General features: G+C 71.9%; 24 protein-coding genes, 1 pseudogene and 1 riboswitch. Of the genes and pseudogenes, 17 read left to right on the top strand and 8 right to left on the bottom strand.

The features are described from left to right. Positions 1–56 precede the first annotated feature (56 nt). Positions 57–2,183: a restriction endonuclease gene (locus tag OG928_RS04325; protein ID WP_406279465.1), complete on the top strand. Its 2,127-nt coding sequence runs from the start codon at positions 57–59 to the stop codon at positions 2,181–2,183. Between the two features lie 73 nt (positions 2,184–2,256). Continuing rightward, positions 2,257–2,544 carry a hypothetical protein gene (locus OG928_RS04320; protein ID WP_406279462.1) on the top strand — a complete coding sequence of 96 codons (288 nt, stop codon included), beginning with the start codon at positions 2,257–2,259 and terminating at the stop codon, positions 2,542–2,544. Between the two features lie 299 nt (positions 2,545–2,843). On the opposite strand, the gene tgmC is transcribed toward OG928_RS04320, so the two are convergent. The 3 genes from tgmC to OG928_RS04305 form a co-directional block, all read right to left on the bottom strand. Beyond that, positions 2,844–3,968: an ATP-grasp peptide maturase system methyltransferase gene (gene tgmC / locus OG928_RS04315; RefSeq protein WP_406279459.1), complete on the bottom strand. Its 1,125-nt coding sequence runs from the start codon at positions 3,966–3,968 to the stop codon at positions 2,844–2,846. Continuing rightward, entirely contained in the window at positions 3,965–4,570 is a 606-nt protein-coding gene (locus OG928_RS04310) for a hypothetical protein (protein WP_406279456.1), read from the bottom strand. The genes tgmC and OG928_RS04310 overlap by 4 nt, the downstream gene beginning before the upstream one ends. Positions 4,571–4,964: 394 nt before the next feature. Continuing rightward, entirely contained in the window at positions 4,965–5,402 is a 438-nt protein-coding gene (locus OG928_RS04305) for a hypothetical protein (RefSeq protein WP_406279453.1), read from the bottom strand. Positions 5,403–5,588: 186 nt separating this feature from the next. Between OG928_RS04305 and OG928_RS04300 the strand changes: the two genes are divergently transcribed. Together OG928_RS04300 and OG928_RS04295 are read left to right on the top strand one after the other, a co-directional pair. Then, positions 5,589–6,791, top strand: coding sequence for a helix-turn-helix domain-containing protein (locus OG928_RS04300; RefSeq protein ID WP_406279450.1), 1,203 nt, complete (start codon positions 5,589–5,591; stop codon positions 6,789–6,791). Positions 6,792–7,159: 368 nt separating this feature from the next. After that, on the top strand, positions 7,160–9,412 hold the full coding sequence (locus OG928_RS04295) for a primosomal protein N' (RefSeq protein ID WP_406279447.1): 2,253 nt from the start codon (positions 7,160–7,162) through the stop codon (positions 9,410–9,412). A gap of 20 nt (positions 9,413–9,432) precedes the next feature. On the opposite strand, the gene OG928_RS04290 is transcribed toward OG928_RS04295, so the two are convergent. Then, on the bottom strand, positions 9,433–10,653 hold the full coding sequence (locus OG928_RS04290; RefSeq protein ID WP_406279444.1) for a hypothetical protein: 1,221 nt from the start codon (positions 10,651–10,653) through the stop codon (positions 9,433–9,435). Beyond that, a complete protein-coding gene (locus OG928_RS04285) occupies positions 10,650–11,255 on the bottom strand; it encodes an RNA polymerase sigma factor (protein ID WP_406279441.1) in 606 nt (201 codons plus the stop codon). The genes OG928_RS04290 and OG928_RS04285 overlap by 4 nt, the downstream gene beginning before the upstream one ends. A gap of 237 nt (positions 11,256–11,492) precedes the next feature. Between OG928_RS04285 and def the strand changes: the two genes are divergently transcribed. The 5 genes from def to OG928_RS04260 all read left to right on the top strand — a co-directional run bounded on the left by def (position 11,493) and on the right by OG928_RS04260 (position 15,723). Further along, positions 11,493–12,038: a peptide deformylase gene (def, locus tag OG928_RS04280; RefSeq protein WP_406279438.1), complete on the top strand. Its 546-nt coding sequence runs from the start codon at positions 11,493–11,495 to the stop codon at positions 12,036–12,038. A 6-nt stretch (positions 12,039–12,044) separates the two neighbouring features. Then, complete coding sequence (fmt, locus tag OG928_RS04275; RefSeq protein ID WP_406279435.1) at positions 12,045–12,977, top strand: methionyl-tRNA formyltransferase; 933 nt, start codon at positions 12,045–12,047, stop codon at positions 12,975–12,977. 5 nt (positions 12,978–12,982) lie between these two features. Continuing rightward, on the top strand, positions 12,983–14,377 hold the full coding sequence (locus OG928_RS04270) for an RsmB/NOP family class I SAM-dependent RNA methyltransferase (protein WP_406279432.1): 1,395 nt from the start codon (positions 12,983–12,985) through the stop codon (positions 14,375–14,377). Positions 14,378–14,540: 163 nt separating this feature from the next. Then, entirely contained in the window at positions 14,541–15,242 is a 702-nt protein-coding gene (locus OG928_RS04265; RefSeq protein ID WP_406279429.1) for a hypothetical protein, read from the top strand. An 82-nt stretch (positions 15,243–15,324) separates the two neighbouring features. Continuing rightward, a complete protein-coding gene (locus OG928_RS04260) occupies positions 15,325–15,723 on the top strand; it encodes a hypothetical protein (protein ID WP_406279426.1) in 399 nt (132 codons plus the stop codon). A gap of 126 nt (positions 15,724–15,849) precedes the next feature. Here the strand turns inward: OG928_RS04260 and rpe are convergent, their stop codons facing one another. Further along, on the bottom strand, positions 15,850–16,524 hold the full coding sequence (gene rpe, locus OG928_RS04255) for a ribulose-phosphate 3-epimerase (RefSeq protein WP_406279423.1): 675 nt from the start codon (positions 16,522–16,524) through the stop codon (positions 15,850–15,852). Between the two features lie 233 nt (positions 16,525–16,757). Next, positions 16,758–16,902, top strand: a riboswitch (FMN riboswitch). A gap of 164 nt (positions 16,903–17,066) precedes the next feature. On the opposite strand from rpe, the gene ribD reads away from it, so the two are divergent. The 8 genes from ribD to OG928_RS04215 all read left to right on the top strand — a co-directional run bounded on the left by ribD (position 17,067) and on the right by OG928_RS04215 (position 23,204). After that, a complete protein-coding gene (ribD, locus tag OG928_RS04250) occupies positions 17,067–18,143 on the top strand; it encodes a bifunctional diaminohydroxyphosphoribosylaminopyrimidine deaminase/5-amino-6-(5-phosphoribosylamino)uracil reductase RibD (protein ID WP_406290772.1) in 1,077 nt (358 codons plus the stop codon). A 3-nt stretch (positions 18,144–18,146) separates the two neighbouring features. Further along, positions 18,147–18,758 (top strand): riboflavin synthase, encoded by a 612-nt coding sequence (locus OG928_RS04245; protein ID WP_406279420.1) that lies wholly within the window; start codon positions 18,147–18,149, stop codon positions 18,756–18,758. Then, positions 18,755–19,417 carry a nicotinamide riboside transporter PnuC gene (locus OG928_RS04240; RefSeq protein ID WP_406279417.1) on the top strand — a complete coding sequence of 221 codons (663 nt, stop codon included), beginning with the start codon at positions 18,755–18,757 and terminating at the stop codon, positions 19,415–19,417. The genes OG928_RS04245 and OG928_RS04240 overlap by 4 nt, the downstream gene beginning before the upstream one ends. Before the next feature lie 41 nt (positions 19,418–19,458). After that, entirely contained in the window at positions 19,459–20,760 is a 1,302-nt protein-coding gene (locus OG928_RS04235) for a bifunctional 3,4-dihydroxy-2-butanone-4-phosphate synthase/GTP cyclohydrolase II (protein ID WP_406290770.1), read from the top strand. A 155-nt stretch (positions 20,761–20,915) separates the two neighbouring features. After that, positions 20,916–21,389: a 6,7-dimethyl-8-ribityllumazine synthase gene (ribH, locus tag OG928_RS04230; protein ID WP_406279414.1), complete on the top strand. Its 474-nt coding sequence runs from the start codon at positions 20,916–20,918 to the stop codon at positions 21,387–21,389. 91 nt (positions 21,390–21,480) lie between these two features. Next, positions 21,481–21,744 (top strand): phosphoribosyl-ATP diphosphatase, encoded by a 264-nt coding sequence (locus OG928_RS04225; protein ID WP_406290768.1) that lies wholly within the window; start codon positions 21,481–21,483, stop codon positions 21,742–21,744. A gap of 85 nt (positions 21,745–21,829) precedes the next feature. After that, a complete protein-coding gene (gene hisG, locus OG928_RS04220) occupies positions 21,830–22,693 on the top strand; it encodes an ATP phosphoribosyltransferase (RefSeq protein ID WP_406279411.1) in 864 nt (287 codons plus the stop codon). A gap of 46 nt (positions 22,694–22,739) precedes the next feature. Beyond that, the gene (locus tag OG928_RS04215; RefSeq protein ID WP_406279408.1) at positions 22,740–23,204 is read left to right on the top strand and encodes a PH domain-containing protein; all 465 of its coding nucleotides are present in this window, start codon (positions 22,740–22,742) and stop codon (positions 23,202–23,204) included. Between the two features lie 90 nt (positions 23,205–23,294). On the opposite strand, the pseudogene OG928_RS04210 reads toward OG928_RS04215, so the two are convergent. Both OG928_RS04210 and OG928_RS04205 read right to left on the bottom strand, forming a co-directional pair. Continuing rightward, positions 23,295–23,423: pseudogene (locus OG928_RS04210) on the bottom strand (hypothetical protein); the annotation flags it as partial. 106 nt (positions 23,424–23,529) lie between these two features. After that, the gene (locus OG928_RS04205) at positions 23,530–25,329 is read right to left on the bottom strand and encodes an AAA family ATPase (RefSeq protein ID WP_406290766.1); all 1,800 of its coding nucleotides are present in this window, start codon (positions 25,327–25,329) and stop codon (positions 23,530–23,532) included. Positions 25,330–25,634: the final 305 nt, after the last annotated feature.

The raw sequence follows: 25,634 nt of genomic DNA, 5'->3' as shown, positions 1-25,634 counted from the left end.
AAGGCAGGATGTCACTCGGGCGTGGGGCGATCGTGTGCAGGGCGAAAGGCGAAGGCGTGGCGAGTCGGCGAAGCACCGGTGTGCTGGGGACATGGGCCGAGCTACAGCGGCAACAACAACGGCAACGCGAGGCCGAGTTCCGCGCACAGCAGCAGCAACTGCGCGCGGACGAGAGACGCCGGCGCGACGCGCAGAAGGCCGCCGCCCGCGCCGACCGCGAGGCGCAACGCGCCTACCAACAGTCCCGCGAAGCCGAAGTGGCCCGGCGCACCGCCGAGATCGACGACCGGGTGGCCGAACTCCAAGGTGTGCTGCGGGCCCGGCTGAGCGAGCCGGGATTCCACATCGAACGCCTGCGCGTCGGGGTCGAGATCCCGCCGTTCCAGCCGGGCGAACTCGCCCGGCCGATCCCGATGCCCGACCCCGCGCGCTACCAGGTCGCCCCGCCGTCGGGGTTCGGGTCGTTCGCGCCCGGTGCCCAGTCGCGGTACGAGTACGACCGCGCGCAGGCGCAGGCCCGCTACGACCACGATCTGCGCGCCGCGCAGGCCGCCGAGTACGACCGGCAGCAGCGCTACACCGACTACCACCGCCAATACCAGGACTGGGCGAACGGCCAACGCGCGCTCGCCGATCAGCGCAACGGCCAGGTCGACGACCTCGTGCGCCGGCTCGCGGCGCGCGACCCCGAGGCGATCGAGGACTACTTCGAGGGTGTCCTGCTCGCGTCGCCGGACTGGCCCGAGGGCTTCTCCGACCGCTCGACGGTCGCGTTCGACCCGGCCCTTCGGCAACTGGTCGTCGACCACGAACTCCCGGGCGTCGACGTGGTGCCGGCGATCGCACGGGTGCGCTACGTCAAGTCCGAGGACCAGGAGAAGGATGTCGCGCGTACCGCGACCGACCGGCGCGCGATCCACCGCGACGTCCTCGCGCAGAGCGCGGTGCGGATCCTCGCCGAGGTGTTCTTCGCCGACCACGAGCGGATTCTCGACTCGGTGGTCCTGAACGGCTTCGTCGACGCGGTGAACCCCGCGACCGGGCGACCCGGCCAGACGTACCTGCTGACCGTGACCGCCCGTGCCGAGGACTTCCGGCACATCAGCCTCGACCGAGTGGACGCCGTCGCGTGCCTGGACGCGATGAACGGCACACTGTCCGCGCGCCCGGACCGGCCCACGCCGGTACAGCCGAGCAGGCTCGCGGACAGCGTCGCGTCCGCCCCGACGCCGGTGCCGGTGGCGCCCGTTCCCGTCCGCCCGACCCTCGGTTCCGGCGACGACGATCCCGATCTGTTCGTGATGGACCCGATCGCGTTCGAGGACCTGATCGCCGACCTGTTCCAGCGGATGGGCATGCAGGTCGAGACCACCGCGCGCAGCGGCGACCAGGGCGTGGACGTGGTCGCGGTGGACTCCGACCCGATCCGCGGCGGCAAGATCGTCGTGCAGGTCAAGCGCTACCGCAACACCGTCCCGCCGACGGCGGTGCGCGACCTGTGGGGGACGGTGCAGCACCACGGCGCGAACAAGGGCCTGCTGGTCACCACGTCCGGATTCGGGCCCGGCTCGCACGAGTTCATCCGTAACAAGCCGCTCGGCCTGGTCACCGGCCCCGAGTTGGTCGGCCTGCTCGCGCAACACGGCCTGCGCGGCCGACTCGGTCCGGGGGCCGGTGCCGCCGGGGCGGGCCCGAGCGCCGCGCCCGGCAGCCGGGTCCTGGTCCAACTCGGATGGGACGCGGGCGACGTGCCGGCCCTGGACCCGTGCGCGTTCGTGTGTACGCGGGGGCGGGTGCTCAGCGACGAGCACTTCGTGTTCTTCAACAACCCGGCCAGCCCCGAGGGGGCGGTACGGGTCGGGGACGGCGTGGCCTTCCTGGTCGACCTGGCGCTGCTCCCGAGCCAGGCCGACCGGCTCGTCCTGGCCGCGGCCGTCGACGAGGAGAGCGCGCCGGGCCGCGACCTGTCCACGCTGCGCGGCGCCCGGCTGACCCGGCTCGACCAGGCCGACGGCCGCCGCCTGGGCGACCACGCCGTGCCGACCCGCCGAGCCGGCGAGACCGCGATGGTGCTGGGCGCGTTCGTCCGCTCCGAGGGCACGTGGTCGTTCTCGCCCACGACCAACGGCTACCGCAACGGCCTGCTCGGCGTCGCCGAGTCGCACGGCGTCGAGGTCGAGTAGCCCGGCAGGCACCGCATGGGAGCCGAATCCGGATTCACATTCCTGCCGCAATCTCTTGTGGATCAAGCCTCGTGTGCAACATTCTCAAAACCGACTATTCACATCAAGGCGGCACGCGGCCCAGGGCGACCCCACCCCGGGCGAGGTTCGCCATACCGCGCTCACCAGCCGCAGCGACATCCTCGTCCTACCGATCCGCAACAACCTCGTGGGCGGCGACTCGGACGACGCGATCCTCCAGGACCACTGCCCCCTGCGGGTCGTCGGCCACCTCGGCCTGATCTTCGACGGCAGCGTGTACGGCCTGATCCGCGCCTCGCTCCGCGACCAGCCCTTGTCCACGAACTGCTGGGCGCTGTAGGGCAGCGGGGAGGGCAATCCTCTGGTTGGCTGTCACCAAGGACGAACAGCGCGGACTTCATGGCGAGTTCGAACACGACGGTCCGCCGGCGAGAGGGGGCGGGCCGTGGTGTTTCGACGCGCCTCGCTCGTGACGTCGGTGCCCCTCCGCTGGCGCTCCGGGTCACCGACGTCTGAACCTCTGCGGCTCCGCCGCTCTCCTCGCTGCGCTCGCCACACGATGGTGACTAAGCGGAGAACGGTCGAAAGAAGCCCCGCCCGACCGCATGTTGCGTCTGCGAGCGACCGGAGCAGCTCGGACTACTCCCAGACGAGACGCTGCCCGCTCGGCCCCACGTGGACCCGCAGACTCTCGGCGGGCAACTCGGCCGCCCGCCACTCGGCTACGCGTTCCGTGATCACGTCCCACAGTCGGGCGGGTCCACCCTGCCGGGCGAGCCATCGACCGTTGCGTGCGTACAGGCTCGCCCACGACCCGGCTTCGACGTCGACCAGAACGTGAAGGGGCAGACCGTTCTTCGACAGTGCGAGCCGTTGAACGGTCGGCGCGGCGAACTGAGCGACCCATCGGGTTGTCCAGTCGTTCAACGCGTCGGCGCCGAGTTCGGTCGGTTGTTCGTCGGCCGCATCCAGGTCGGGCAACAACCCGAGCGGGGGCGGTGTCTGCGGTCGGGCCATCATGAAACCGACCTGCCCGCCGAGCATTGGACCCTCGGCCGTGCCGTCGTCGGCGACCGTAAGCCGAACCAGCTCACTCGCCCCCATCCATCCGCCGTAGATGGGAGCGAGGATTTCCCCACCGGGGTGAGTCTGCGCAACCCACGCGGCGGGCACGGTCTTGACTCCGCATGTCGCGATCACGTGGTCATATGGTGCCCCCGCGGAGTGCCCTGCGAGCCCGTCGCCCACGACCAGGGTCGGCCAGAAGTCCAGCCCCGCGAGAGCAGCCCCGGCGCTTGCCGACACGTCACGGTCGACTTCGACACTCGTCACTTGGTCGTCGCCGAGTCGATGCGTGAGAAGCGCTGTCGAGTAGCCCGTACCGGTCCCCACTTCGAGAACCCGCGAGCCGTCCGACACCCCCAGTTCTTCGAGCATCCGAACGACAAGCCCCGGCAACGTGCTTGACGACGTAGGCAGTTGCATCACCCGTCCGTCGACCTGTTCGGGCACGATGACCCCGCCGAGCTGAGTGACAAGGCTGTCGTTCTCATACACCCGGGCGAGCCTGTCGGTTCCGTCCGTGACGGATGCCGGTCGGTACCAACCTCCGTCCTCGTACTCGAACCAACCGCCGGCGAGGAAGGCATCCCGGGGTACGGCCCGTACCGCCGAGTCCCACTCGGGTGACCGCAACGTTCCTTCCTTCGTGAGTAGGTCGGCGAGTCGGCCGCGAAGTGCCGAACCTTCCTGGTCGCTGCTCATGTCCTGGTCTCTCCGTCCTGGAGGACGTCGGCGAGTGCCGACGCGATGGGTAGTTCGGTCCGGTCTTCCACCCATGCCCATTCGCCGTTGGGGTTCAGTTCGAGAAACCACCACTCGCCGGCGGAAGTCACGGCGAAGTCGAACGCTCCGAACGACAGGCCGAACTGACGCAGCATGTGTTGCATGCCCGTGGTGACCTCGGGCGGGCACTCGACCACGTCATAGTTCAAGTGCGCGTAGTCGGCGCGCCAATCCAGGACATCGGTAGGGGCTGTGATGCGCGCGGCGAACGTTCGTTCCCCGACGACGGTCACGCGGACGTCGGCCACCTTGTCGACGCGCTCTTGAAACAGGTGGGGGCAGGTCCGTACGGCGTCGGTCAGTTCGCTGGCCGTGACCGGGGCCGCGAAGATGCCTGCTGGTCGGTCATCGACGGTGTACGGCTGCGCGTGCAGCGGTTTGTAGATCGTGGAGAAGTACAGCCTGCGTGCCGCTCGCAGGATGACCGTGCGCCGGAATGCGTCCGGATGCGGCAGCGTGGCCCGTCCGTCGATGTACACCCGGCGCTCGGCACCGCGCTCCGCGGCTGAGGGTTTCGTCATCCTGCGAGTTCCTTTCCCATCAATCGGCGCCGAACTTGTCGGGCGACTCGCCCCGGCTCTGGTAGGTGGGTGAGTCGCCCCGCCGCGCCGGCGGACGCATTCCATCGGCGCGGTCCCGTCGCGGTACCTGTCACGAGTCGAGCGGCGGGGCTTGGTGCCCGGCGTGCCGTGTTGCGGGGGTGAACCAACGCGGCACGTAGGGCAGTTCATTGCGCGGGCGGCGGGTAGCGGGAGCAGCCCGGCGAGCACTCGCACGGGGGGTCCGGCGGCATGGACCCGATACCCCACGGCCACGCTGTCGGTTCCGAAACCGCGCACCGCATGGGTGGCTTCACCACGCGCGTCCCGTCCGGGCCAACCTGGTAGACCGCGAGCGTCATTCCGGTGCCGGGATTCATCGAAAGTGCCTTGGCTGGTCATGCTGTGCGACTTCAGCGACTTGTGTCGGCAGCACAGTCAGGAAGGCGCCAACCCGGCGCAACTTCTCTTCGACGGATGCGACGTCGCTATCAACGGGCGAGATCATCGACCGGCTCGCCGTGACGATGCCGGCGACGACTCGATTCGTCACCATCAACAGCGCGCGGTTCAACTCGGCCCGCAGCGGTCGGGGTTCGTCGGTCGACTCGCTCAAAACTGCTGCTACACACCAGTCATGCAGCTCGGCGTAAGTACGGCAGGTCTGTGCAAGCGCAAGGTATTCGGGCGCGGACGGCGCGGCTACGTAGATCGCGACCTTGACACGCTCGATGCGTCCGCCAGCTGCGGCGGCCAGCGCCGTGCGTCGAATGCGGTCGTGTGGACTCCGGGCGATCTTGCCTTGAGTAACCATGTGAGCGAGCGTGGCAGAGTGATCACCGACGGTGAACGCTTGAAGTGTGGGACTACCCGGAGTCGTCTCACGGCTACTCGCATGGAGCATGTGAGTTCGCCCTGTGATCGGCTAAATGATCTCTTGCCTAGCTCAACCCCCTGCCTACAGTGGCTATACGCGTCCGAACGCTACTCAGGGGTAGACATGGTGGCTTGGTCCGAATACACGACGGGTGAGCGCGTCAAGATCCTCCGCGGCGCCGAACTCACTCAACAGGGGTTGGCCGAGGCGGCCGACGTGTCGCTGTCCCTGGTCCAGAAGCTCGAACAGGGCGGCACGGTCACGGTCGGGTCGCTGGTCAAGTTCGCCAATGCTTTGGGGACAGACACGTCTGTATTGCTCGGCGAGCAGGCACCGCGGCGTGCCATGCGCCACGCCGAGCGCTTCGTCATTCGAGCGCTGTCACGCGTGGTGCACAACAGCGCCCTTGGCTTCTCCGACGCAGACATTGACCCCTGTTCGGTGGCCGAACTCGAAGCGGTCCGCGCAACCATGTGGGCGGCCTACTGGGTGGGCGACTACGTGGAGTTCGGATCACTGACCCGTCAACTCCTCCCGGAAGCGAAAGCCCGTTTCGACGCGTCGACCGGGCCCGAGCGCGAGCACGCCGCAGTGATCCTCGCGGATGCCTATCAAGCTGCCGCATGCGTGGCGAACGTTTTGGGGGCGCGGGATCTCGCCTTCGCGGCCCTGGTGTACGCCGGCCAAGCGGCGACGACTTCCGGCGATGAACTCATGACGGCGGTTCTCGCTGCCACCCTGGCATGGGTCTACATGCGTGACAGCCGGCCACAGGATGCGGTGCGCGTGTGCGAGGAAGCCGCGCTTCGAATTCAACCGACGTTCTCGGAGCCCGCCCCTGCACGCCTTGCTGTGTACGGACGGCTGATGATTCGTGGCGCGGTGGCGGCGTCGCGCTACGAAGACGCCGACCGGGCGCACGACTACCTTTCCCAGGGTCACGCTGCGGCTGCCCGGCTGGGCAAGGATGTCAACCACTATCAGACGGGATTCGGACCTACCGACGCTCGGATTCAGGCGGTCACGGTGGCCTTGGCCTTGAAAGAGACCGGCAAGGCCCTCGAACTCATCAACCAGACGCGCATCCCGCGTCACATCCCCATCGTGGCTAGGTCGCGGTACGCCCTGGACGTGGCGCTTGCGCAGTGCGACGCGAAGCAGTGGGATGCGGCTACGCGCACTCTGTTGGACATTGCGCAGGAAGCTCCGGATTGGATTCGTCATCAAGCTCTGTCCGGTGCCATCGTGCAGCGTCTCGGCGAGGTGTCCACGTCGAAGGTTGCGAAACTGACGCGAGCGATCGGTGTGCCGTTGGTACTTCGATGAGCAGGTGGGTTCTCTTGCCCCCGTTCGAGGCCCCCGCCACCCCCGTTTGAAGGCGGCGGGGCTTCGTCATGTGCGGCAGGCGTCGGCTAGGCGACGGCTCGCAGCCCGCGGTGACGCTCGGGTGCACAAGCGGTCCAGGGGGCCCACTGCCGCCAAAGCCCGGTTTCGGGGATACGCATCCATTCGACAAGCCCAACCAGTCCGCCCCGCGGCGCACTCTCGTGCGGCTCGTCGATCACGCGGGTGGCCTGATTGGGCGGGCACTGACGTGCCTGGGTGTGCGGCCGAACTTGCCCATCTGCCGGTTGGAGGCCGGACGCGGGTGACGGATCCCCGGGGGATCTTGGGCGTCGGTCGGGTCTGTCAAGATGCGTGGTGTGGCGACGAACGATCCGGATGTGGGCGCGGGTGACGATGGGCAGCTCGTGCTCGGCGTCGACGACGCGCGGCGGGTCGTTCGGGCGGTGCGGTCGCGGAAGGCCAAGCCGAAGGCGCAGGCCGAGCATCTTCCCGTGGCCCGGGTCGTGGTGGACAAGGGGCTCGTGCACCTGGATCGGCTCTTCGACTACTCGGTGCCCGCCAGGCTGGCCGAGCAGGCGCAGCCCGGGGTGCGGGTGCGGGTGCGGTTCGGGGCCAAGGTCGTGGACGGGCGGCGGCAGGGCGGTGGGCTGATCGACGGCGTGATCGTCGAGCGGGTCGCGCGCAGTACGTACGGCGGGCCGCTCGCGCCGATCACGAGCGTCACCTCGCCCGAGGTCGTGCTCGCCCCGCCGATGATCGAGCTCGCCCGCGCCGTCGCCGACCGGTACGCGGGCACCCTCGCCGACATCGTCCAGATCGCGCTGCCCGCCCGACACGCGCGCGCCGAGGCCGAGGCCGTGGGGGAGCCGCCGGTGCGGCCCGCCGCGCCCGCGCCGGGACCGTGGACGCGGTATCGCGCCGGCGCCGCCCACCTCGCCGACCTCGCGGCGGGCGAGTCGCCGCGCACGGTGTGGACCGCGCTGCCCGGGCCGCACTGGCCGGACGAGATCGCCCGCGCGCTGGCCGCGACCCTGGCGTCCGGGCGCGGCGCGCTCGCGGTCGTCCCCGACGCCAAGTCGGTCGAGCGGGTCGACGCGGCGCTGACCGCGCTGCTCGGTCCCGGCCGGCATGTCGCGCTGAGCGCCGGCCTCGGGCCCGAGGAGCGCTACCGCCGCTGGCTCGCGGTCAACCGCGGGACCGTGCGCGCGGTCGTCGGCACCCGCGCGGCGATGTTCGCGCCCGTCGTCGAACTCGGCCTGGCCCTGGTCTGGAACGACGGCGACGGCTCGCACGCCGACCCCAACGCGCCCTATCCGCACGTGCGCGAGGTGCTCGCGATGCGGGCCGCGCGGGAGAACGCCGCGTTCACCGTCGGCGGCCACGCCACGACCGTCGAGGCCGCGCAACTGGTCCGCTCCGGCTGGGCCCGGCCGCTGGACGCCGATCGCGCGAGCGTTCGCGCCGCCGCCCCGCTGGTCCGCACCATCGGCAGCGACCTGGACCTCGCCCGCGACGAGGCCGCGCGCGCCGCGCGGCTGCCGAGTCTGGCGTGGGACGTCGCGCGCAAGGCGTTGCAGACCGGCCCGGTGCTGGTGCAGGTACCGCGCCGCGGCTACCTCGTCCGGACCGCGTGTCAGCGCTGCCGCGAGCCCGCACGCTGTGCGCATTGCTCCGGGCCGCTCGAACTCCCGTCCGGCGACGGCACGTTGACGTGCGGGTGGTGCGCCCGACCGGCCCCCGGGTGGCAGTGCCGGGTGTGCGGCGGAGACCGGGTGCGGGCGAGCGTGGTCGGCGCCCGCAGGACCGCCGAGGAGCTGGGCCGGGCCTTCCCCGCCGTGCCGGTGCGCACGTCGGGACGCGACGCGATCCTGACCACCGTGCCGGACCTGCCCGCGCTGATCATCGCCACGCCCGGCGCCGAACCCGTCGCGCCGTCCGGCTACGCGGCGGCCCTGCTGCTCGACGGCTGGGCCCTGCTGACCCGGCCCGACCTGCGCGCCGGCGAGGAGGCGCTGCGGCGTTGGCTGGACGCGGCGAGCCTGGTCCGCCCCGCAGGCGAGGGCGGCACCCTCGTGGTCGTCGCCGAGTCCACGCTGCGCCCGGTCCAGGCCCTGGTGCGCTGGGACCCGCAGGGGTACGCGCTGGCCGAACTGATCGAGCGCGCCGAACTCGACCTGCCCCCGGTGTCTCGGATGGCCTCGGTGACCGGCCCGCCCGCCGGCATCGCCGACTTCCTGGCCGTGCTGCGCCTCCCGGAGGGCGTGGACGTCATGGGCCCGGTCCCGGTCGCCCCGACCGCGCCGCAACCGCCCCCCGCCAGGCCGAACCCCAAGCCCAACGCCAAGCCCAACCCCAAGGCCGCCGACACCCGTGCCGAACTCACCCGCGCCCTCTTCGGCAACGCCCCGCCCCCGCCCAGGGACCGCGACCGCGACGAACAGCCCGAAGCCCCGCCCCGGTTCGAACGCATCCTGCTGCGCATCGAACCGGGACGGGGCGCGGAGTTGGCGCACGCGATCAAGGCCGCCCAGACCCTACGGCTGGCCAGGGCGGCCGCCGATCCGGTCCGGATCAGGGTGGATCCGCCGGACATCGGCTGAGGCCGAGCCGCTCGTGCGCGTCACTGCCAGGGCTTCGCCACGATGCATGTCGAGATGTCCTGGGCCCCCTCCAAGGGGAACTGCGACAACAACACCCCCGCCGGGGTGCGATAGCACTTCGTGTAGGGCGCCCCGTCGCCCGTGGGCAACTCCGCGCCCGAGGCGTCATAGGCCCGGATCCGCACGCGGCTCTCTTTCGATCCCGGCGTCGGAATGCTGATGAACCACACCCCGTCGCGCAGGGCGGCCACGTGCCTGGACCCGTCCGGAAGCTCCGCCTCGACCTTCGCAACCTCGGCGATCGCCCGGCCCCACAGGGTCTGAGCGACCAGGGCCCCGACGTGGTTGTCCGCCGGCGGGGGCCCGTACACCACCCCGTACGTGGTCTCGATCGTCTCGAGGATCCACTGGTCCGGCTGGGACGGGGCGGGCGCGTCGGGAGCGCCGTTGTCTCCGTGGCACACCACGAGCGTGGGTTGCTTCGCGCGGCCCATCACATAGGGACGCAGCGAACCCCGACCGTCCGGTTCCCACGCGGTGAAGTACGGCTTGAAGGCACTGTCCGCCTCGGTGACCTCCCAAGCCTGACGCCTGCGCTGATGGAGGCCGGCCACGGGTGGCTCGTCGTCCATCAGCGGGGGCGGCTCCACGGCCGCCTCCTCCGTAGTCAGCGGGCGGTCCGCGACGGCCATGCCGGACGGCGGCGTCCCCGGGGGCGGTGTCAGCGGGCCCGACGAGGACTTGGGCAGGTACATCGTCCCCGTGGGCAGTGGCAGCGGGCCCGACGGCGACTCGGGCGGTGTCACCGGCGAGGACTTGGGCGGCAACACTTCGGTCGGCATGCTCGGCATGCCCTTCCTCGGGTTCGGCGGCTGCGTCGGCGGCATCGAGGCGGCCCGGGGCGGGGCCCCCTCCCGGCCCTTGCGCAGACACGACTTCAGGGTCGCCGTCGCGATGTCCCACGGCACCGGGTCGCCCCACCGCGCCGATTCCTTCGGGACGCCCATCGACGGATCCTGGCCCCGGGTGGCCCCCCGCTCGACCGTCGACTGCCGCCCACCGCCCCACGGGTCCGCGATCACGACGCCGATCCCGCTCGCCGCCAGGACCGCTCCCGCGGCCACGAACGGCACCACGACCCGGGTCCGCCGGCGCGGTTGCTCGGCGACGTCGAGCAGCGTCAGCAGCTCTCGCCTGCGCCGCTCGTGTCCCGGCAGTCGGTCGTCCTCGTACGGGCTCATCGCGATTCCTCCAATGTTCCGCCGGGCGCTCGCACGCCCTCTTCGGCCAGCAAGCCGCCGAGGCGTTTGCGGGCCCGGTGCATCCGTGCCTTGACCGTGCCGAGCGCGACGCCCAACGCGACCGCCGCCGCCTGCTGGTCCAATCCGCCCCACACGCACAACTCGACGACGTCGCGCTCGTGCCGCGGCAGCCGTTCGACGGAACGACGCAGCGCGGCCGCGTCCCGTTGTCCGTCCACCTGCCGCGCGACCTCGTCGGCGTGATCGGGTACCTGCGGCGGCAGGGGCACCCGTTCGGCCAGGGCCCGATACCGCCGCAACGATCGCCTGCTGTTGGCCACCGTCCGATTCGCCGTCCCCAACAACCACGGCAACGCGCTCTCGCGGTCGAAGCGGACGTCGGTGCGGCGGCGCCACGCGGTCAGGAAGACCGCGGACGTCAGGTCCTCGGCCTCGTGGGGATCGCCCATGCGCCGCAAGACATGTCCATATACCGCTCCCGCGTATCGGTCGAAGACGATCGCAAACGCCTCACGATCCCCGGCTTGGACCCGAGACCACACCTCGCGGTCCCCGTCCCACTGCTCCTGATGCGTCGTCACACCCCGAGAGTGTCCAGCCCCCGAACCCGGGTTGCCGCCCGGGCGCACCCCGGCGCGCGGGCACGGCGCGAAACGACGCGCGTGCCGGCCCCGAACGGCTCCCGCGCTCGCGCCGTCGGCACCGGGGGCGCCCACTCGGCGGGTGCGATCGCGGGGCGTGGGCGCTCAGTAGACTTACGCCCCTCCGGTCCGACGCGATCGGCATCGCAGCCCGACCATCGATGGGGGAGCGCACCCGTGGCAGTCCAGCCGATCCGCCTGTTCGGCGATCCCGTCCTGCGGAGCAAGGCCGACCCGGTCACCGTGTTCGACAAGGAGCTGCGCCGGCTGGTCGCGGACCTCACCGACACCATGCGCGACGCACCCGGCAGCGGCCTGGCCGCCCCGCAGATCGGCGTCGCGCTGCGGGTCTTCACGTACCAGGTGGACGGCGAGGTCGGGCACCTGATCAACCCGGACCTGGACCTGTCCGACGACGAACAGGACGGCCCCGAGGGCTGCCTGTCCCTCCCCGGGCTGCGCTACGACACCAAGCGCGCGTACGGCGTGGTCGCCAAGGGCTTCAACATGCACGGCGACCCGGTCACCATCGAGGGCACCCAACTGCTCTCGCGCTGCATCCAGCACGAGACCGACCACCTCGACGGCATCCTGTTCATCGACCGGCTCGACCGCGAACAGCGCAAGGCCGCGCTGCGCGCGCTGCGTGACGCCGCGTGGGCCGGACAGGCCCCGCCGCAGGTCAAGTTCTCTCCCCACGGCACCTTCGGGAAGGCCCTCTAAACCCCCATGCGTCTTGTCTTCGCCGGCACCCCCGAGGTCGCCGTCCCAGCCCTCGAAGCCCTCCTGGAATCGCGCCACGAGGTCGTCGCCGTCGTCACCCGACCCGATGCCCCGTCCGGCCGCGGCCGCAAGCTCGTCGCGAGCCCCGTCGCCGAACGCGCCGCCGCGGCCGGGATCGAGATCCTGCGCCCGGCCAAGCCGCGCGATCCGGAGTTCCTGGCCCGTCTCGCCGAGATCGCCCCCGACTGCTGCCCCGTCGTCGCGTACGGCGCGCTGCTGCCCAAGGCCGCGCTCGACATCCCCGCGCGCGGCTGGGTCAACCTGCACTTCTCGCTGCTGCCCGCCTGGCGCGGCGCGGCCCCCGTCCAGCACGCGGTCATCGCCGGCGACGACATCACCGGCGCGTGCACCTTCCAGATCGAGGAGGGCCTCGACTCGGGCCCGGTGTACGGCGTGGTCACCGACGAGATCCGCCCCACCGACACCAGCGGCGACCTGCTGGACCGGCTGTCCCGCTCCGGCGCCCGCCTGCTGGTGGCGACCATGGACGGGATCGCCGACGACAGCCTGTACCCGCGCCCGCAGTCGCCCGAGGGCGTCACCCTCGCGCCCAAGATCACCGTCGAGGACGCCCGCGTCGACTTCACCGCCCCCGCACTGCGGGTGGACCGCCTGGTCCGCGGCTGCACCCCCGCCCCCGGCGCCTGGACCACCTTCCGCGGCGAGCGCCTCAAGCTCGCCCCGGTCCGCCTGCGCGGCGGCGACAACGCGCTCGCCCCCGGCGAGATCGCGGTCGAGAAGAAGGTCGTCCGGGTGGGTACCGGCAGCCACGCCGTCGAACTCACCCAGGTCCAGCCCCAGGGCAAACGCATGATGGCCGCCACCGACTGGGCCAGGGGCGCACACCCCGAGCCCGGTGAAACCCTCGGCACGAACTGAGCACCGTGACCAACGCCCCCGCCGCACGCCCCTACCGCCGCCCCCGCCCCGACGCCGCCCGGCTCGCCGCCTACGACGTCCTGCACGCGGTCGGCGAACGCGACGCCTACGCCAACCTGGTCCTGCCCGCGCTGCTGCGCGAGCGCAAGATCATCCCCCGCGACGCCGCCTTCGCGACCGAGCTCGTCCACGGCACGCTGCGCCGCCAGGGCACCTACGACCAGATCGTGGCGGCCTGCACCGACCGGCCGGTCAAGGAGATCGACCCGCCGGTCCTGGACGTGCTCGCGCTCGGCGTGCACCAGCTGCTGAGCATGCGCACGCCCGTGCACGCCGCCGTCTCGGCGACCGTGGAACTGGCCCGCGCCGTGCTCGGCGACGGCCGCGCGAAGTTCGTCAACGCCATCCTGCGCCGGGTCTCCAAGCAGGACCTGGACACGTGGCTGCGGCAGATCGCGCCGGCCTACGAGGACGACCCCGAGGGCCACCTCGCCGTCCTGCACTCGCACCCGCGCTGGATCGTGCAGGCCCTGTGGGACGCCCTCGGCGCGCGCGGCAACGCCCACGACCGGGCCGCGATGGAGGCCCTGCTCGGCGCCGACAACATCGCCCCGGTGATCTCCCTGGTCGCCCGCCCGGGCCGGGTCGAACTCGCCGAGCTGTACGAGGCCGGCGCCGTCCCCGGTCGCTGGTCCCCGTACGCCGCCACCCTCCCCGAGGGCGACCCCGCCGGGATCAAGGCGATCCGCGACGGCCGCGCCGCCGTCCAGGACGAGGGCAGTCAACTCGTCGCCACCGCGCTGGCCAACGCCGACGTCGAGGGCGACGAGAGCCGCTGGCTCGACCTGTGCGCGGGACCCGGCGGCAAGGCCGGCCTGCTCGCCGCGATCGCCACCGGCCGCGACGTCAGGCTGCTGGCGGTCGAGCGCCGGCAGCACCGCGCGCGCCTGGTCCGCAACGCGATCGGACACCTGACCCACCATCAGGTGATCACCGCGGACGGCACGAAGCCGGCCTGGCTGCCCGGCAGCTTCGACCGGGTGATCGCCGACGTGCCGTGCAGCGGCCTGGGCGCGCTGCGCCGGCGGCCCGAGTCGCGCTGGCGCCGCAAGCCGGAGGACATCCCCGAACTGGCCGAGCTCCAGCGCGCGTTGCTGCGCACCGCGGTGGCCGCGGCCCGCCCCGGCGGGGTGATCGCGTACGTGACCTGCTCGCCGCACCCGGCCGAGACCCGCGTCGTGGTCGACGACATCCTGCGCGCGGGGGAGGCCGAGCTGATCGACGCCCGGCCGCTGTTCCCCGGTGTGCCCGACCTGGGCACCGGCCCCGACGTCCAGCTGTGGCCGCACCTGCACGGCACCGACGCGATGTATCTGGCGCTGCTCCGCCGGACGGGCTGAATCACCCGCACGGATGGCCCGAGACAGGGCTGAAATCGGTAGAAGAAGGGCATAACGGCGGGCGTGCGGTCGCCACAACGGGCTCGGCCGCACCGGCCGCCCCTCGGGTCCCAGGAGTACCGAGGAGCGGCCGGAGCCCGCCGACGCAGGAGCCGTCCCGCCCATGCCCACGCTCGACCGCACCTCCGCGCGGCCCGGTACGTTCGCCCGCACGGGCACGGCGGTCCTCGGCGAATGGCGCCGGCTCACCGCGGTCCCGGCCCGCGAACTGCGCGCGCACGGGGCGCGGGCGATTCCGCTGACCACCTGCGCGGTGCTGTCGATGTTCGCCTTCTGGCTGGCGTGGCGCACCGAGTGGGGCGGCGACGCGGCCCGGATCCTGGGCGGCGTCAGCGCGAACATCCCGCTGCCGCTCGCGCTGCTGCGGACCCCGATCTCGCTGTTCGTGCCGGCCCCGGATCTGCCGGTGTGGGGCGCGCTGGCCCAGGTCCTGATCGTCTTCGGGCTCGCCGAACTCGACCTCGGCCGGCGCCGCACACTGATCGTGGCCTACGTCGCGACGCTGTGCGGCACGCTGGCCGCGCGGGCGATGGTCGCGATCGGCCCCGATCACCTCCTGGGCATCGACGCCCGGCACGGCGACGTCCTGGACACCGGGCCCTCGGCCGCGGTGGTGGGCCTGGTGGTGTGCCTGGCGATGGTGCGCCGCGCGCCGATCCTGTTCACGGGCGTGTGGATCCTGATGATCGCCGAGGTCGCGATCAAGCCGAACCTGGCCGGGCGCGAACACCTGGCGGCGATGGCGGGGATCACGATCCTGACCGCGGCATACCTGTCCCGACGGCGCAGCCGCGAGCGGGCCTGACCGACCGCGCGGCCCTTGAGGCCCGCCTCGACCGTGCTTTCGCGAGGCCCGCCGCCTGCTCGCGCCCGGCGGCACGCTGATCGTGCAGGACCGCACCCTCGACGACGTCGCCCGCCCGGGGACACCCACCCACTTGCGCGGCTGGTTCTTCGCCCGCTTCCCGGCCCTGCTCGACGTCGAAGCGGCCCGTCGCCCCTCCGCTCCCGCGGTCGAGGCGGCCCTGCGCGCGGCCGGCCTCGGCGCGGTCCGCGGCACCGCCCTGGAGGAGACCCGCCGCGTGTACGCGAACGCCCGAGAGGTCACCGCAGACCTGCGGGCCCGCACCGGCCGCTCGATCCTGCACGAACTCACCGACCGCGAACTGGCCGACCTGGCCGCCTACATCGAGTCGAGACTGCCCGCGGAGGGCCCCATCCACGAGAGCGACCACTGGACGGTGTGGTCCGCCCGAGCGGCGGGCCCCTCGCCCCGGCGAGGATGACGAGAGGCCCGGACATTCACTCGTTGTGACGAAGCCCCAGCGGCCCGACGGGCCCCGCCGGGAGCCCGTGAACCCGCAGCCCGCTCACCCACCGCAACGGGTGGCGGGTGGGACGAAAATCCCGCCCTAGTGAGCGCAGCGCTCCGCGGCGTTCGTCGCCAACCCCCGCAGCTTGTCCACGGCCGCGCCGGGGTCGCGTCCGTCGAACACCGCGGAGCCGGCCACGAACACGTCCGCCCCGGCCTCGGCGCACATCTCGATCGTCTTGGCGGACACGCCGCCGTCGACCTGCAACCACATCTGGAGGCCGTGCTTGGCGATCAACTGCCGGGTCCGGCGGATCTTCGGCAGCATGATCTCCAGGAAGCTCTGCCCTCCGAAACCGGGCTCGACCGTCATCACCAGGAGCATGTCCAGCTCCGGCAGCAGGTCCTCGTACGGCTCGATCGGCGTCGCCGGCCGCAGCGCCATCGACGCCCGCGCGCCCTTGGCGCGCAGGTCGCGCGCGAGCTTGACGGGCGCGGTCGCGGCCTCGACGTGGAAGGTGACGCTGCCCGCGCCGGCCTCCGCGTAGGCGGGCGCCCAACGGTCGGGGTCCTCGATCATCAGGTGCATGTCGATGGGGGTGTCGGTCGCCTTGATCAGGCTCTCGACCACGGGCAATCCGATGGTCAGGTTCGGGACGAAGTGGTTGTCCATGACATCCACGTGAAGCCAGTCGGCGTTTCGCACCTGCGCCACCTCGTCGGCGAGGCGGGCGAAGTCGGCGGACAGGATGCTCGGATTGATCTGCACGGTCATGCGCACAGAATCTCATCGCGGCGACTCCGCCCCGGAACCGCCTCGGTCGAACCGGAGAACCGCCTCGACCGAACCCGGAACCCGGTCCCGCCCCGAGTATCTGACTGGGCGTCAGGTCGGCAAGGGCGAAACCGTGTTTCGGCGTACGAACACACCGTGACGGACAGCACAGGTTGCACAAGGTCAACGTTGTCGGCCGTCGTGGCACACTTCGAGGTGTACGAAAGTCACGTACGCGCGCTCCGGGGTCGGTGAAAATCCGAACCGGCGGTTACAGTCCGCGACCCGGTCGACGTCCCGCATCACGCGGAGCGACGGCTGGCTGAACCGGTGGAATTCCGGTACCGACGGTTAAAGTCCGGATGGGAGGTTGCGCGCGGCGAGCGACTGCGGCATGTCCGCGTACCCAGTGTGCGCAGCCATCCCCGCACGTCGATTCCGTCGTGCCGTCCTGCCCGAAAACATCCCGGTGCCCCGCGTCGAACGCGAGGAGGCACGAGGTGGAGGGCAACACCACCCCGCCGGTCGACGAGACCACGGCGATGCGCCGCGCCATATCGCTCGCGAGCCGCGGCCTCGGCCACACCAGCCCCAACCCCGTCGTCGGCTGCGTGCTCCTGGGCCCCGACGGCACCATCGTCGGCGAGGGCTTCCACACCCGCGCCGGCGCCCCGCACGCCGAGGTCGAGGCGCTGCGCGCGGCGGCCGGCAAAGCCCGCGGCGGCACCGCGTTCGTCACCCTCGAACCCTGCTCGCACACCGGCCGCACCGGCCCCTGCACCCAAGCCCTGATCGACGCCGGCATCCGCCGCGTCCGCTACGCCGTCGCCGACCCCAACCCGGCCGCGGCCGGCGGCGGAGCGGTGCTGCGCGCGGTGGGCATCGACGCCGAGGGCGGCCTGCTCGCCGCCGAGGCCGAGGCCGGCAACCGCGCGTGGCTGACCGCGACCCGGCTCGGCCGCCCGCACGTGACCTGGAAGTACGCGGCCACCCTGGACGGCCGCAGCGCCGCCGCCGACGGCACCAGCCGGTGGATCACCTCCGCCGCGTCCCGCGCCGACGTGCACACCCTGCGCGCGAGCGTCGACGCCGTGCTCGCCGGATCCGGCACCCTGCGCGCCGACGACCCGCACCTGGCCGCGCGCGACGTGCCCGGCGCGCGCCAACCCCTGCGCGTGATCGTCGACACGCACGCCCGCACCCCCGCCGGCGCCCGCGTCCTCGACGACGCCGCGCCCACACTGATCGCGGTCGCCCCCGACGCGGACGCCGCGCACCTGCCCGCGACCGCCGTACTGCGCGTACCGCGCGCCGAAGGCGGACTGGACCCGCACACGCTGCTCAAGGAGCTGTACGCGCGCGACGTGCGCGCGGTGCTGCTCGAAGGCGGCCCCACCCTCGCCGGCGCGTTCGCCGCGGCCGGCCTGATCGACACCGTCGTGGGCTACCTCGCCCCGGCACTCCTCGGCGCCGGACCCGCGGCCCTCGGCCCGGCCGGAATCGGCACGATCGCCGAGGTGTTGCGACTGGACGTCGAGGACGTCACCCGGCTCGGACCCGACATCCGCATCACCGCCCGCACCCGGCCGGCGCCCGCCGACCGTACGAAGGAGTCCTGACGCATGTTCACCGGAATCGTTGAGGAACTCGGCGAGATCGTGGCCATCGAGCGGCTGGCCGACTCGGCCCGGATCACCATCCGCGGGCCCGTCGTCACCACCGGCGCCCGCCACGGCGACTCGATCGCCGTCAACGGCGTGTGTCTGACCGTCGTGGACGACAAGGTCGACCCGGCCGAGGCCGTCTTCACCGCGGACGTGATGCAGGAGACCCTCGACAAATCGAGCCTGGGCGCGCTCGCGGCCGGCTCCCGGGTCAACCTGGAGCGCCCGATGGTGCTCGGCGGCCGACTCGGCGGACACCTGGTCCAGGGCCACGTCGACGGCACCGGCGAGATCCTCGCCCGCACGCCCGGCGAGGAGTGGGAGATCGTCGAGATCGCGCTGCCCGCACACCTGGCCCGCTACGTCGTCGACAAGGGCTCGATCACCGTGGACGGGATCAGCCTCACCGTCGTCGAGGCCCACGACGCGAGCTTCACGGTCAGCCTGATCCCCACGACGCTCGCCCTCACCACGCTCGGCGTCAAGGCGGTCGGCGACCCGGTCAACCTCGAGGTCGACATCATCGCCAAGTACGTCGAACGGCTGGGCAGCCACGGGGGGACATCGTGATCGGCTGGCTCAACGACGCCGCGTTCACCGTCGCGGACAAGCCCGTGCCGTGGTCCGACCTGCTCGGCCAGACCGCGTCACTTGCGACCGTGTGGCTCGCGCTGCGCCGCAACCTGTGGGCGTGGCCCGTGCAGATCCTGGGCGCGGCGCTGCTGATCGCGGCCAACACGTCGGTGCACCTGGGCGGCAGCGCGATGCGCAACGCCGTCATCATCCTCGCCGCCGGCTACGGCTGGTGGCGCTGGTCACGCGGGCGGCGCGGCGCCGGCGAGGTGGAGATCCGCTTCGCGACCGCCTACGAGCGGATCGCGCTGGTCGCGCTGATGGCGGCCGGCACCGTGGGCTTCGCGCTGCTGCTGGAGCACACGGGCATCTCGTGGGCGCCGTGGCCGGACGCGTACATCTTCGTCGGCTCGGTCGTGGCGATGCTCGCGCAGGCCCGCGGCCTGTTCGAGTTCTGGCTGGTGTGGATCGCCGTCGACGTGGTGGGCGTACCGCTCGCCGTGCAGCACGGCCTGGTGTTCAGCGGACTCGTCTACGGCGTCTTCTTCGTGATGTGCGTCGCCGGGCTCGTCGACTGGTGGAACCGCTCCCGGCGGTACCGGGACAAGGGGGCTGCCCTCGGGGCAGAACGGCACCTGGAAGGGGCAATGGCGTGAGCACCGGCAGCAAGACCACCGAGATCGAGGTTCCGGCACAGATGAGCGCTCCCGACGAGCTGCGGCTCGACACGATCGAGGACGCCATCAAGGCGATGGCCGCGGGCGAGGCGATCGTCGTCGTGGACGACGAGGACCGGGAGAACGAGGGCGATCTGATCTTCGCCGGCGAACTCGCCACCCAGGCCCTGATGGCCTTCATGATCCGCTACTCCTCCGGCGTGGTCTGCGTGCCGATGCGCGGCGCCGACCTGGACCGACTCAAGCTGCCGCCGATGACGGCCGTCAACGAGGACCGCAAGGGCACCGCCTACTCGGTCTCCGTCGACGCCAAGGACGGTGTCGACACCGGCATCTCGGCCGCCGACCGCACGCACACCGTGCGGCTGCTGTCCGACCCGGCGACCGAGCCCACCCAGCTCACCCGCCCCGGCCACATCTTCCCGCTGCGCGCCGTCGAGGGCGGCGTGCTGGTGCGCCCCGGCCACACCGAGGCGGCCGTGGACCTGGCCGAACTGGCCGGGCTCGCGCCGGTCGGCGTGATCTGCGAGGTCGTCAACGACGACGGCACGATGGCCCGGCTGCCGCAGCTGGTCCCGTTCGCCCGCGAGCACGGCCTCAAGATCGTCACGATCGCCGACCTGATCGCGTACCGTCGGCGCACCGAGCGCACCATCGAGCGCGCGGCCGAGACCCGGCTGCCCACCGAGCACGGCACCTTCCGGGCGATCGGCTACCGCAGCACCGCCGACGGCGTCGAGCACATCGCGCTGGTCGCCGGCGACCTGGGCGACGGCGACGACGTCCTGGTGCGGGTGCACTCCGAGTGCCTGACCGGCGACGTGTTCGGCTCCATGCGCTGCGACTGCGGGCCGCAGCTGGATGCCGCGCTCGACCGGGTCACCGCCGAGGGCCGCGGCGTGGTCCTGTACATGCGCGGCCACGAGGGTCGCGGCATCGGCCTGATCCACAAGCTGCAGGCCTACCAGCTCCAGGACGCCGGCCACGACACCGTGGACGCGAACCTCGAACTGGGCCTGCCCGCCGACGCCCGCGACTACGGCACCGGCGCGCAGATCCTGGTCGACCTCGGCGTGCGCTCGATGCGTCTGCTCACCAACAACCCGGCCAAGCGCGCCGGCCTGGAGGGCTACGGCCTGGAGATCACCGGCCGCGTCCCGCTGCCCGTGCACGCCACCGCCGACAACCTGCGCTACCTGTTGACCAAGCGCGACCGGATGGGCCACGACCTGCCCTGGCTCGACCCGAGCGAGAGCCCCGCGGACGTCGCCGCCGTCGCCGAGATCGTCGACGCGAACGGACACGCCGTCTCCACCGCGTGAACGCACGCGTGAACACGCGTGAACACGCGTGAAGACTCACCCGTATCGGTGACACGGGCGCGGCACCGTCCGCGCCGCGCCGGTAGGTTCGACCCGCCGCATCACCCCACCACCGCCGATTTCCCAGCCGTTTCAGCCAAAGGACACCCACAGACATGAGTGGCGCAGGAGCCCCGAAACTGACCGTCGAGGGCTGCCGCGACCTGCGCGTCGGCGTGGTCGCCGCGCAGTGGCACACCACCGTGATGGACGGACTCGTCGACGGGGCCCTCAAGGCCCTGGCCGACCTGGGCATCACCGACCCCACCCTCATTCGCGCCCCCGGCGCGTTCGAGCTGCCCCTGCTCGCCAAGGCGCTGGCCGGCCGCGGCTACGACGCGGTCGTCGCGCTCGGTGTCGTGATCCGCGGCGGCACCCCGCACTTCGAATACGTGTGCTCGGCCGCCACCGACGGCCTCACCCGGGTCGCGCTCGACACCGGCGTACCCGTCGGCTTCGGGGTGCTGACCGTCGACACCGAGGAGCAGGCCCTGGATCGGGCGGGCCTGTCGGGTTCGCGCGAGGACAAGGGCCGCGAAGCGGTGGAGGCGGCCGTCGCGACCGCGATGGCGTTGCGTACGCTCTCGTAACCGCGGCGTTCGGCCCGAGTTCCGAGTTCCGAGTTCCGAGTCCTGGGCACGGCCGTCACCTCCCGCCACCCACAACCACGCGATGGGCACCATGAAGACGTTTGAAGAGCTTTTCGACGAGCTGCAGGCCAAGGCGGCGTCCGGCCAGGAGGGCTCGCGCACGGTCGAACTCGTGACCGCCGGCGTGCACGCCATCGGCAAGAAGGTCGTCGAGGAGGCCGCCGAGGTCTGGATGGCCGCGGAGCACGAGGGCGCCGAGCGCACGGCCGAGGAGATCTCGCAGCTCCTCTATCACCTGCAGGTGATGATGGTCGCCCGCGGTATCTCCCTGAAGGACGTATACGCTCACCTGTGACAACCGCCGTCCCCGGTCCGCTGCCCGGGCCGGGGACGCCGCTGTACCGCCACCATCGTTCGGCACCACCCCGAAGGGTCATTTCATGCTGCGCATCGCCGTCCCCAACAAGGGTTCCCTCTCCGAGCCTGCGTCGGCGATGCTCCATGAGGCCGGTTACCGCCAGCGCAAGAATTCCAAGGAACTGGTCCTCACCGACCCCGACAACAACGTCGAGTTCTTCTTCCTGCGCCCGCGCGACATCGCCATCTACGTCGGCTCCGGCCGGCTCGACGCCGGCATCACCGGGCGCGACCTGCTGATGGACTCCGGCGCCGAGGCCGACGAGATCCTCCAACTCGGGCTCGCCAAGGCCACGTTCCGCTACGCCGCGCCCGCCGAGATGGCCCGCGAGCTGGAGGGCCAGGGCAAGAAGGGCCTGTCCGGCCTGCGCGTCGCGTCCTCCTACATCGGGATCGTCGAGCGCGACTTCGCCGAGCACGGCATCGAGGCCGCCGCGCTGGTCAAGCTGGACGGCGCGGTGGAGACCGCGATCCAGCTCGGCGTCGCCGACGTGATCGCCGACGTCGTCGAGACCGGCACCACCCTCGCGCAGGCGGGCCTGGCGGTGTTCGGCGAGCCGATCCTGCGCTCGGAGGCGGTGCTGATCCGCCGCGCCGGCGCCGAGACCTCGCCCGCCCTGGAGCAGCTGGTCCGCCGGCTGCAGGGCGTCCTGGTCGCGCGCAGCTACGTGATGATGGACTACGACATCCGGGTCGAACGGGTCGAGGCGGCCGTCACGCTGACCCCCGGCCTGGAATCGCCCACCGTCAGCCCGCTGCACAACGAGGGCTGGGTCGCGGTGCGCGCGATGGTTCCGCGCAAGGACGCCCAGCAGATCATGGACGACCTGTGGGAGATCGGCGCCCGAGCGATCCTGGTCACCGGCATCCACGCCTGCCGCCTCTGACACTCCCCGGCCGGCCAACCCCACCCCCACGGAGCACCGTTCCACCATGAGCACCCCTACACCCGGCGCCGACCTCCCGCGTACCTGGTACGCGAAGCGCAGCCGCCTGATCACCGCGGTCGTCGGCGCGGTGATCCTCGTCGGCCTGTGCGTGTTGGCACTCATGCTTCCGGAGAAGGGCGGCTGGGGGTTCGGGTCGCGGGCCGGGGTCGCGTTCACCGGCGTGCTCGGGCTCGGCGCGATGTTGATGCTGGGTCGGCCGAAGGTGGTCGCGGCCGCGGGCGGGGTGACCGTGGTCAACCTGGTGCGGACCACGCATCTGGAATGGGCCCAGATCGTGCGGGTCTACCTGCGGCCGGGGGATCCCTGGGTGTACATCGACATGTCCGATGGGGACACGTTGCCGGTGATGGGGATCCAGACGTCCAACGGCAAGGCCCAGGCGATTTCCGCTGCGCGGGAGCTTCGGGCGTTGGCGGAGAAGTACGGTACGGCGCCGGACGAGCGGTAGGCATCGCGGGGGTTGGCCGGCCTGCGGCCCGCTTGGCCTCAAGCGCCGGCCGGGCTTGGTTGGCCTCAAGCGCCGGCCGGGCCGAATTGGGATCAGCAGGTCCGCCTCGTGCATCGCCTCGTACGCGGCACCGTAGCCCAGCAGCCCCGACATCCCCACGTCGAACGGGTTGTCGTACTGGATGTGCTCCTTGCCCCGCAGCGCGTGCCCCACCGGCGCGTGCGAGTTCGTCCCTACCGCGTCCGGTCGCGGCCGCGCCGACGGGTCGGGGCCGTGGTCACCGGGAAAACCGATGATCGGAGAGGGCTACCCGAAGACCGCGCGGCTATCCCCGACCGTCCGCGAGGTCTCCGTACGCCTGGAACAGGTCGGACAGCCGCAGCGTCGTCAGCTCGGCCAGGTCCGGACCGTCCGGCAGTTCCACCAGCCGCACGTCCCGGTACATGCAGCACTTCTCGTAGAGGGTGCGGACGAAGCGGGCGTTGCCCAGCTCGTCGATCCAACCCTGCTCGCGCACGTGCGCGGTGATGCTGCGCAGCTCCGCCGCCGCGTCCTCGTCCCACGAGTCGCCGCCGCCGGTCGCCATCACCTCGGCGATCCGGGCCAGGTCCTCCGCGCCGTACGAGGGGAACTCCACCCGCGTGGTGAACCGCGACGACAGACCGGGATTGGAGGTCAGCAGCCGATCCATGCCCTCGGGATAGCCGGCCAGGATGATCACCAGCCGGTCCCGGTCGTCCTCGGCCCGCTTGAGCAGCACCTGGAGCGCCTCGTCGCCGTACGCGTCGCCCTTGGAGTAGCCCACGTTGGTGAGTCCGTACGCCTCGTCCACGAACAGCACGCCGCCGAGCGCCGAATCGATCAGCTCGCTGGTCTTGACCGCGGTCTGGCCCAGGTATTCGCCGACCAGATCGGAGCGCTGCGCCTCCACGAGCCGGTCGCTCTCCAGCAAGCCCAGGGCCGCGAACACCCGGCCGAGCAGCCGCGCGACGGTGGTCTTGCCGGTGCCGGAGGGGCCGGAGAAGACGAAGTGCCGCTTGGGGGCCTGAGCGGGCAGGCCCTGCGCCTCGCGGAGGCGGGCCATCCGCATCTGCGCGGACAGCGCCCGGACCTGGCGTTTGACCGGCTCCAGGCCGACCATCGACTCCAACTCGTGCAGCACCAGCGCGAGTTCCTCGGGGGCGGCCTCGGCGCGCATCGGCGCGGGCCCCACGGCCACGCGCACGTCCACGTCGGCCTCCGGTTCCTCGTCGCCGGGGTCCGGGACCGGATCGGGTTCGTGCTCGACCTCGGCGGTCGGCGGTATGCCGGGCGGCGGGGGAGCGGTGGCGGACACGGGTGGGAGCACGTCCGGGAGCGGGCCGCGGCCGACGACGGGGCCGGCCAGGCGCGCGGTCACCCCGCCGTACTCGTCCAGCGGCTCGCCCGCAGCCAGCGAGGACAACCGGGCGGTGGTGTCCATGAACGAGGGGTCGGCCTGGTGCACCGCGCGATACAGCGGCAGCGCGGCGGGGGTGCGCCCGGTCTCCTCGTACGCGCGCGCGAGCCAGTAGCGCAGTTCCTTGCGCTGCGGGTGCTCCGAGCGGCAGCGCACGAGCGCGGTGGCCAGCACCTGCTCGGCCTTCGCGTACAGGCCCAGGCGGACCCGGGCCATCCCCGCGAACAGGCCCGCCTCCACGCCGAGCAGCGCGTCGTCGTCCAGGCCCGCGGTGTGCCGGAGCAACTGCTGCCAGTCCTTGCCCAGATAGGCCCGGCAGGCGAGCAGGAACCGGGTGGCGGCGTCCTGTTCGGCGGGCGGACACAGCGCGAGCGCGGCGTCCAGCTCGGGCAGATGTCGCCCGTCCAGCCAGTGCGAGGCGTGTGCGAGCGCGAGGTCGCGCGGGGTCTCCAGGACCAGTTGTACCCACCAGCCCAGCCAGTACCAGGAGTTGAGCGGCCGGCCGTATTTCGCGCGTTGCTCGCCGAACCGCTCGCGGTTGATATGCATCGCCACCACCGCGGCCGCGACGTCCACCTTGAGCGCGTGCAGGCCCAGCCAGGCGTCGGCCATCGCGGGGTCGGCCTCGACGGCGGCCCGGAACTGCACCTCCGCCTGGCCGTATTCGCCGGCGACATAGGCGTCCATGCCGCGCAGCCAGGCCAGTTCGGCCGGACTTCCGGTACGTGCGCCACGATCGGTCTGTCCCACGGTGGACCCCCCTTCCCCCGGCCGGCCCTCTCCCGCGTACCCGCGTCCCCGAGGGGACTTCGAGAGGATTCCGGCCCGCTGCCGATGATCCCGGTGCGCCCATTCCCCCGTCGCCGGATCGCGACGCCCTCAGGGCGCGGCCTGTGGATCCCGCCGGGTCCGCGTCCGGCGACATCCACAAGCCACGTCCTGGAGCCTCTCCCGTTCCGCTGCCCGTCACGCACGCAATGGTCACGGATGGT

It is taken from the genome of Embleya sp. NBC_00896 (genome assembly GCF_045207785.1).
Lineage (GTDB): Bacteria > Actinomycetota > Actinomycetes > Streptomycetales > Streptomycetaceae > Embleya.
Note: the sequence above shows the minus strand (reverse complement) of the source record. Positions and strands in the feature narration are given on the sequence as shown.

Bases quoted from the DNA above. Each gene is read 5' to 3' on its own strand.
- tgmC (WP_406279459.1), bottom strand. From the start codon at position 3,968: ATGAGCAGCGACCAGGAAGGTTCGGCACTTCGCGGCCGACTCGCCGAC.
- OG928_RS04310 (WP_406279456.1), bottom strand. From the start codon at position 4,570: ATGACGAAACCCTCAGCCGCGGAGCGCGGTGCCGAGCGCCGGGTGTAC.
- OG928_RS04305 (WP_406279453.1), bottom strand. From the start codon at position 5,402: ATGGTTACTCAAGGCAAGATCGCCCGGAGTCCACACGACCGCATTCGA.
- OG928_RS04300 (WP_406279450.1), top strand. From the start codon at position 5,589: ATGGTGGCTTGGTCCGAATACACGACGGGTGAGCGCGTCAAGATCCTC.
- OG928_RS04295 (WP_406279447.1), top strand. From the start codon at position 7,160: ATGCGTGGTGTGGCGACGAACGATCCGGATGTGGGCGCGGGTGACGAT.
- OG928_RS04290 (WP_406279444.1), bottom strand. From the start codon at position 10,653: ATGAGCCCGTACGAGGACGACCGACTGCCGGGACACGAGCGGCGCAGG.
- fmt (WP_406279435.1), top strand. From the start codon at position 12,045: ATGCGTCTTGTCTTCGCCGGCACCCCCGAGGTCGCCGTCCCAGCCCTC.
- OG928_RS04265 (WP_406279429.1), top strand. From the start codon at position 14,541: ATGCCCACGCTCGACCGCACCTCCGCGCGGCCCGGTACGTTCGCCCGC.
- rpe (WP_406279423.1), bottom strand. From the start codon at position 16,524: ATGACCGTGCAGATCAATCCGAGCATCCTGTCCGCCGACTTCGCCCGC.
- ribD (WP_406290772.1), top strand. From the start codon at position 17,067: ATGCGCCGCGCCATATCGCTCGCGAGCCGCGGCCTCGGCCACACCAGC.
- OG928_RS04245 (WP_406279420.1), top strand. From the start codon at position 18,147: ATGTTCACCGGAATCGTTGAGGAACTCGGCGAGATCGTGGCCATCGAG.
- OG928_RS04235 (WP_406290770.1), top strand. From the start codon at position 19,459: ATGAGCGCTCCCGACGAGCTGCGGCTCGACACGATCGAGGACGCCATC.
- ribH (WP_406279414.1), top strand. From the start codon at position 20,916: ATGAGTGGCGCAGGAGCCCCGAAACTGACCGTCGAGGGCTGCCGCGAC.
- OG928_RS04225 (WP_406290768.1), top strand. From the start codon at position 21,481: ATGAAGACGTTTGAAGAGCTTTTCGACGAGCTGCAGGCCAAGGCGGCG.
- hisG (WP_406279411.1), top strand. From the start codon at position 21,830: ATGCTGCGCATCGCCGTCCCCAACAAGGGTTCCCTCTCCGAGCCTGCG.
- OG928_RS04215 (WP_406279408.1), top strand. From the start codon at position 22,740: ATGAGCACCCCTACACCCGGCGCCGACCTCCCGCGTACCTGGTACGCG.
- OG928_RS04205 (WP_406290766.1), bottom strand. From the start codon at position 25,329: ATGGACGCCTATGTCGCCGGCGAATACGGCCAGGCGGAGGTGCAGTTC.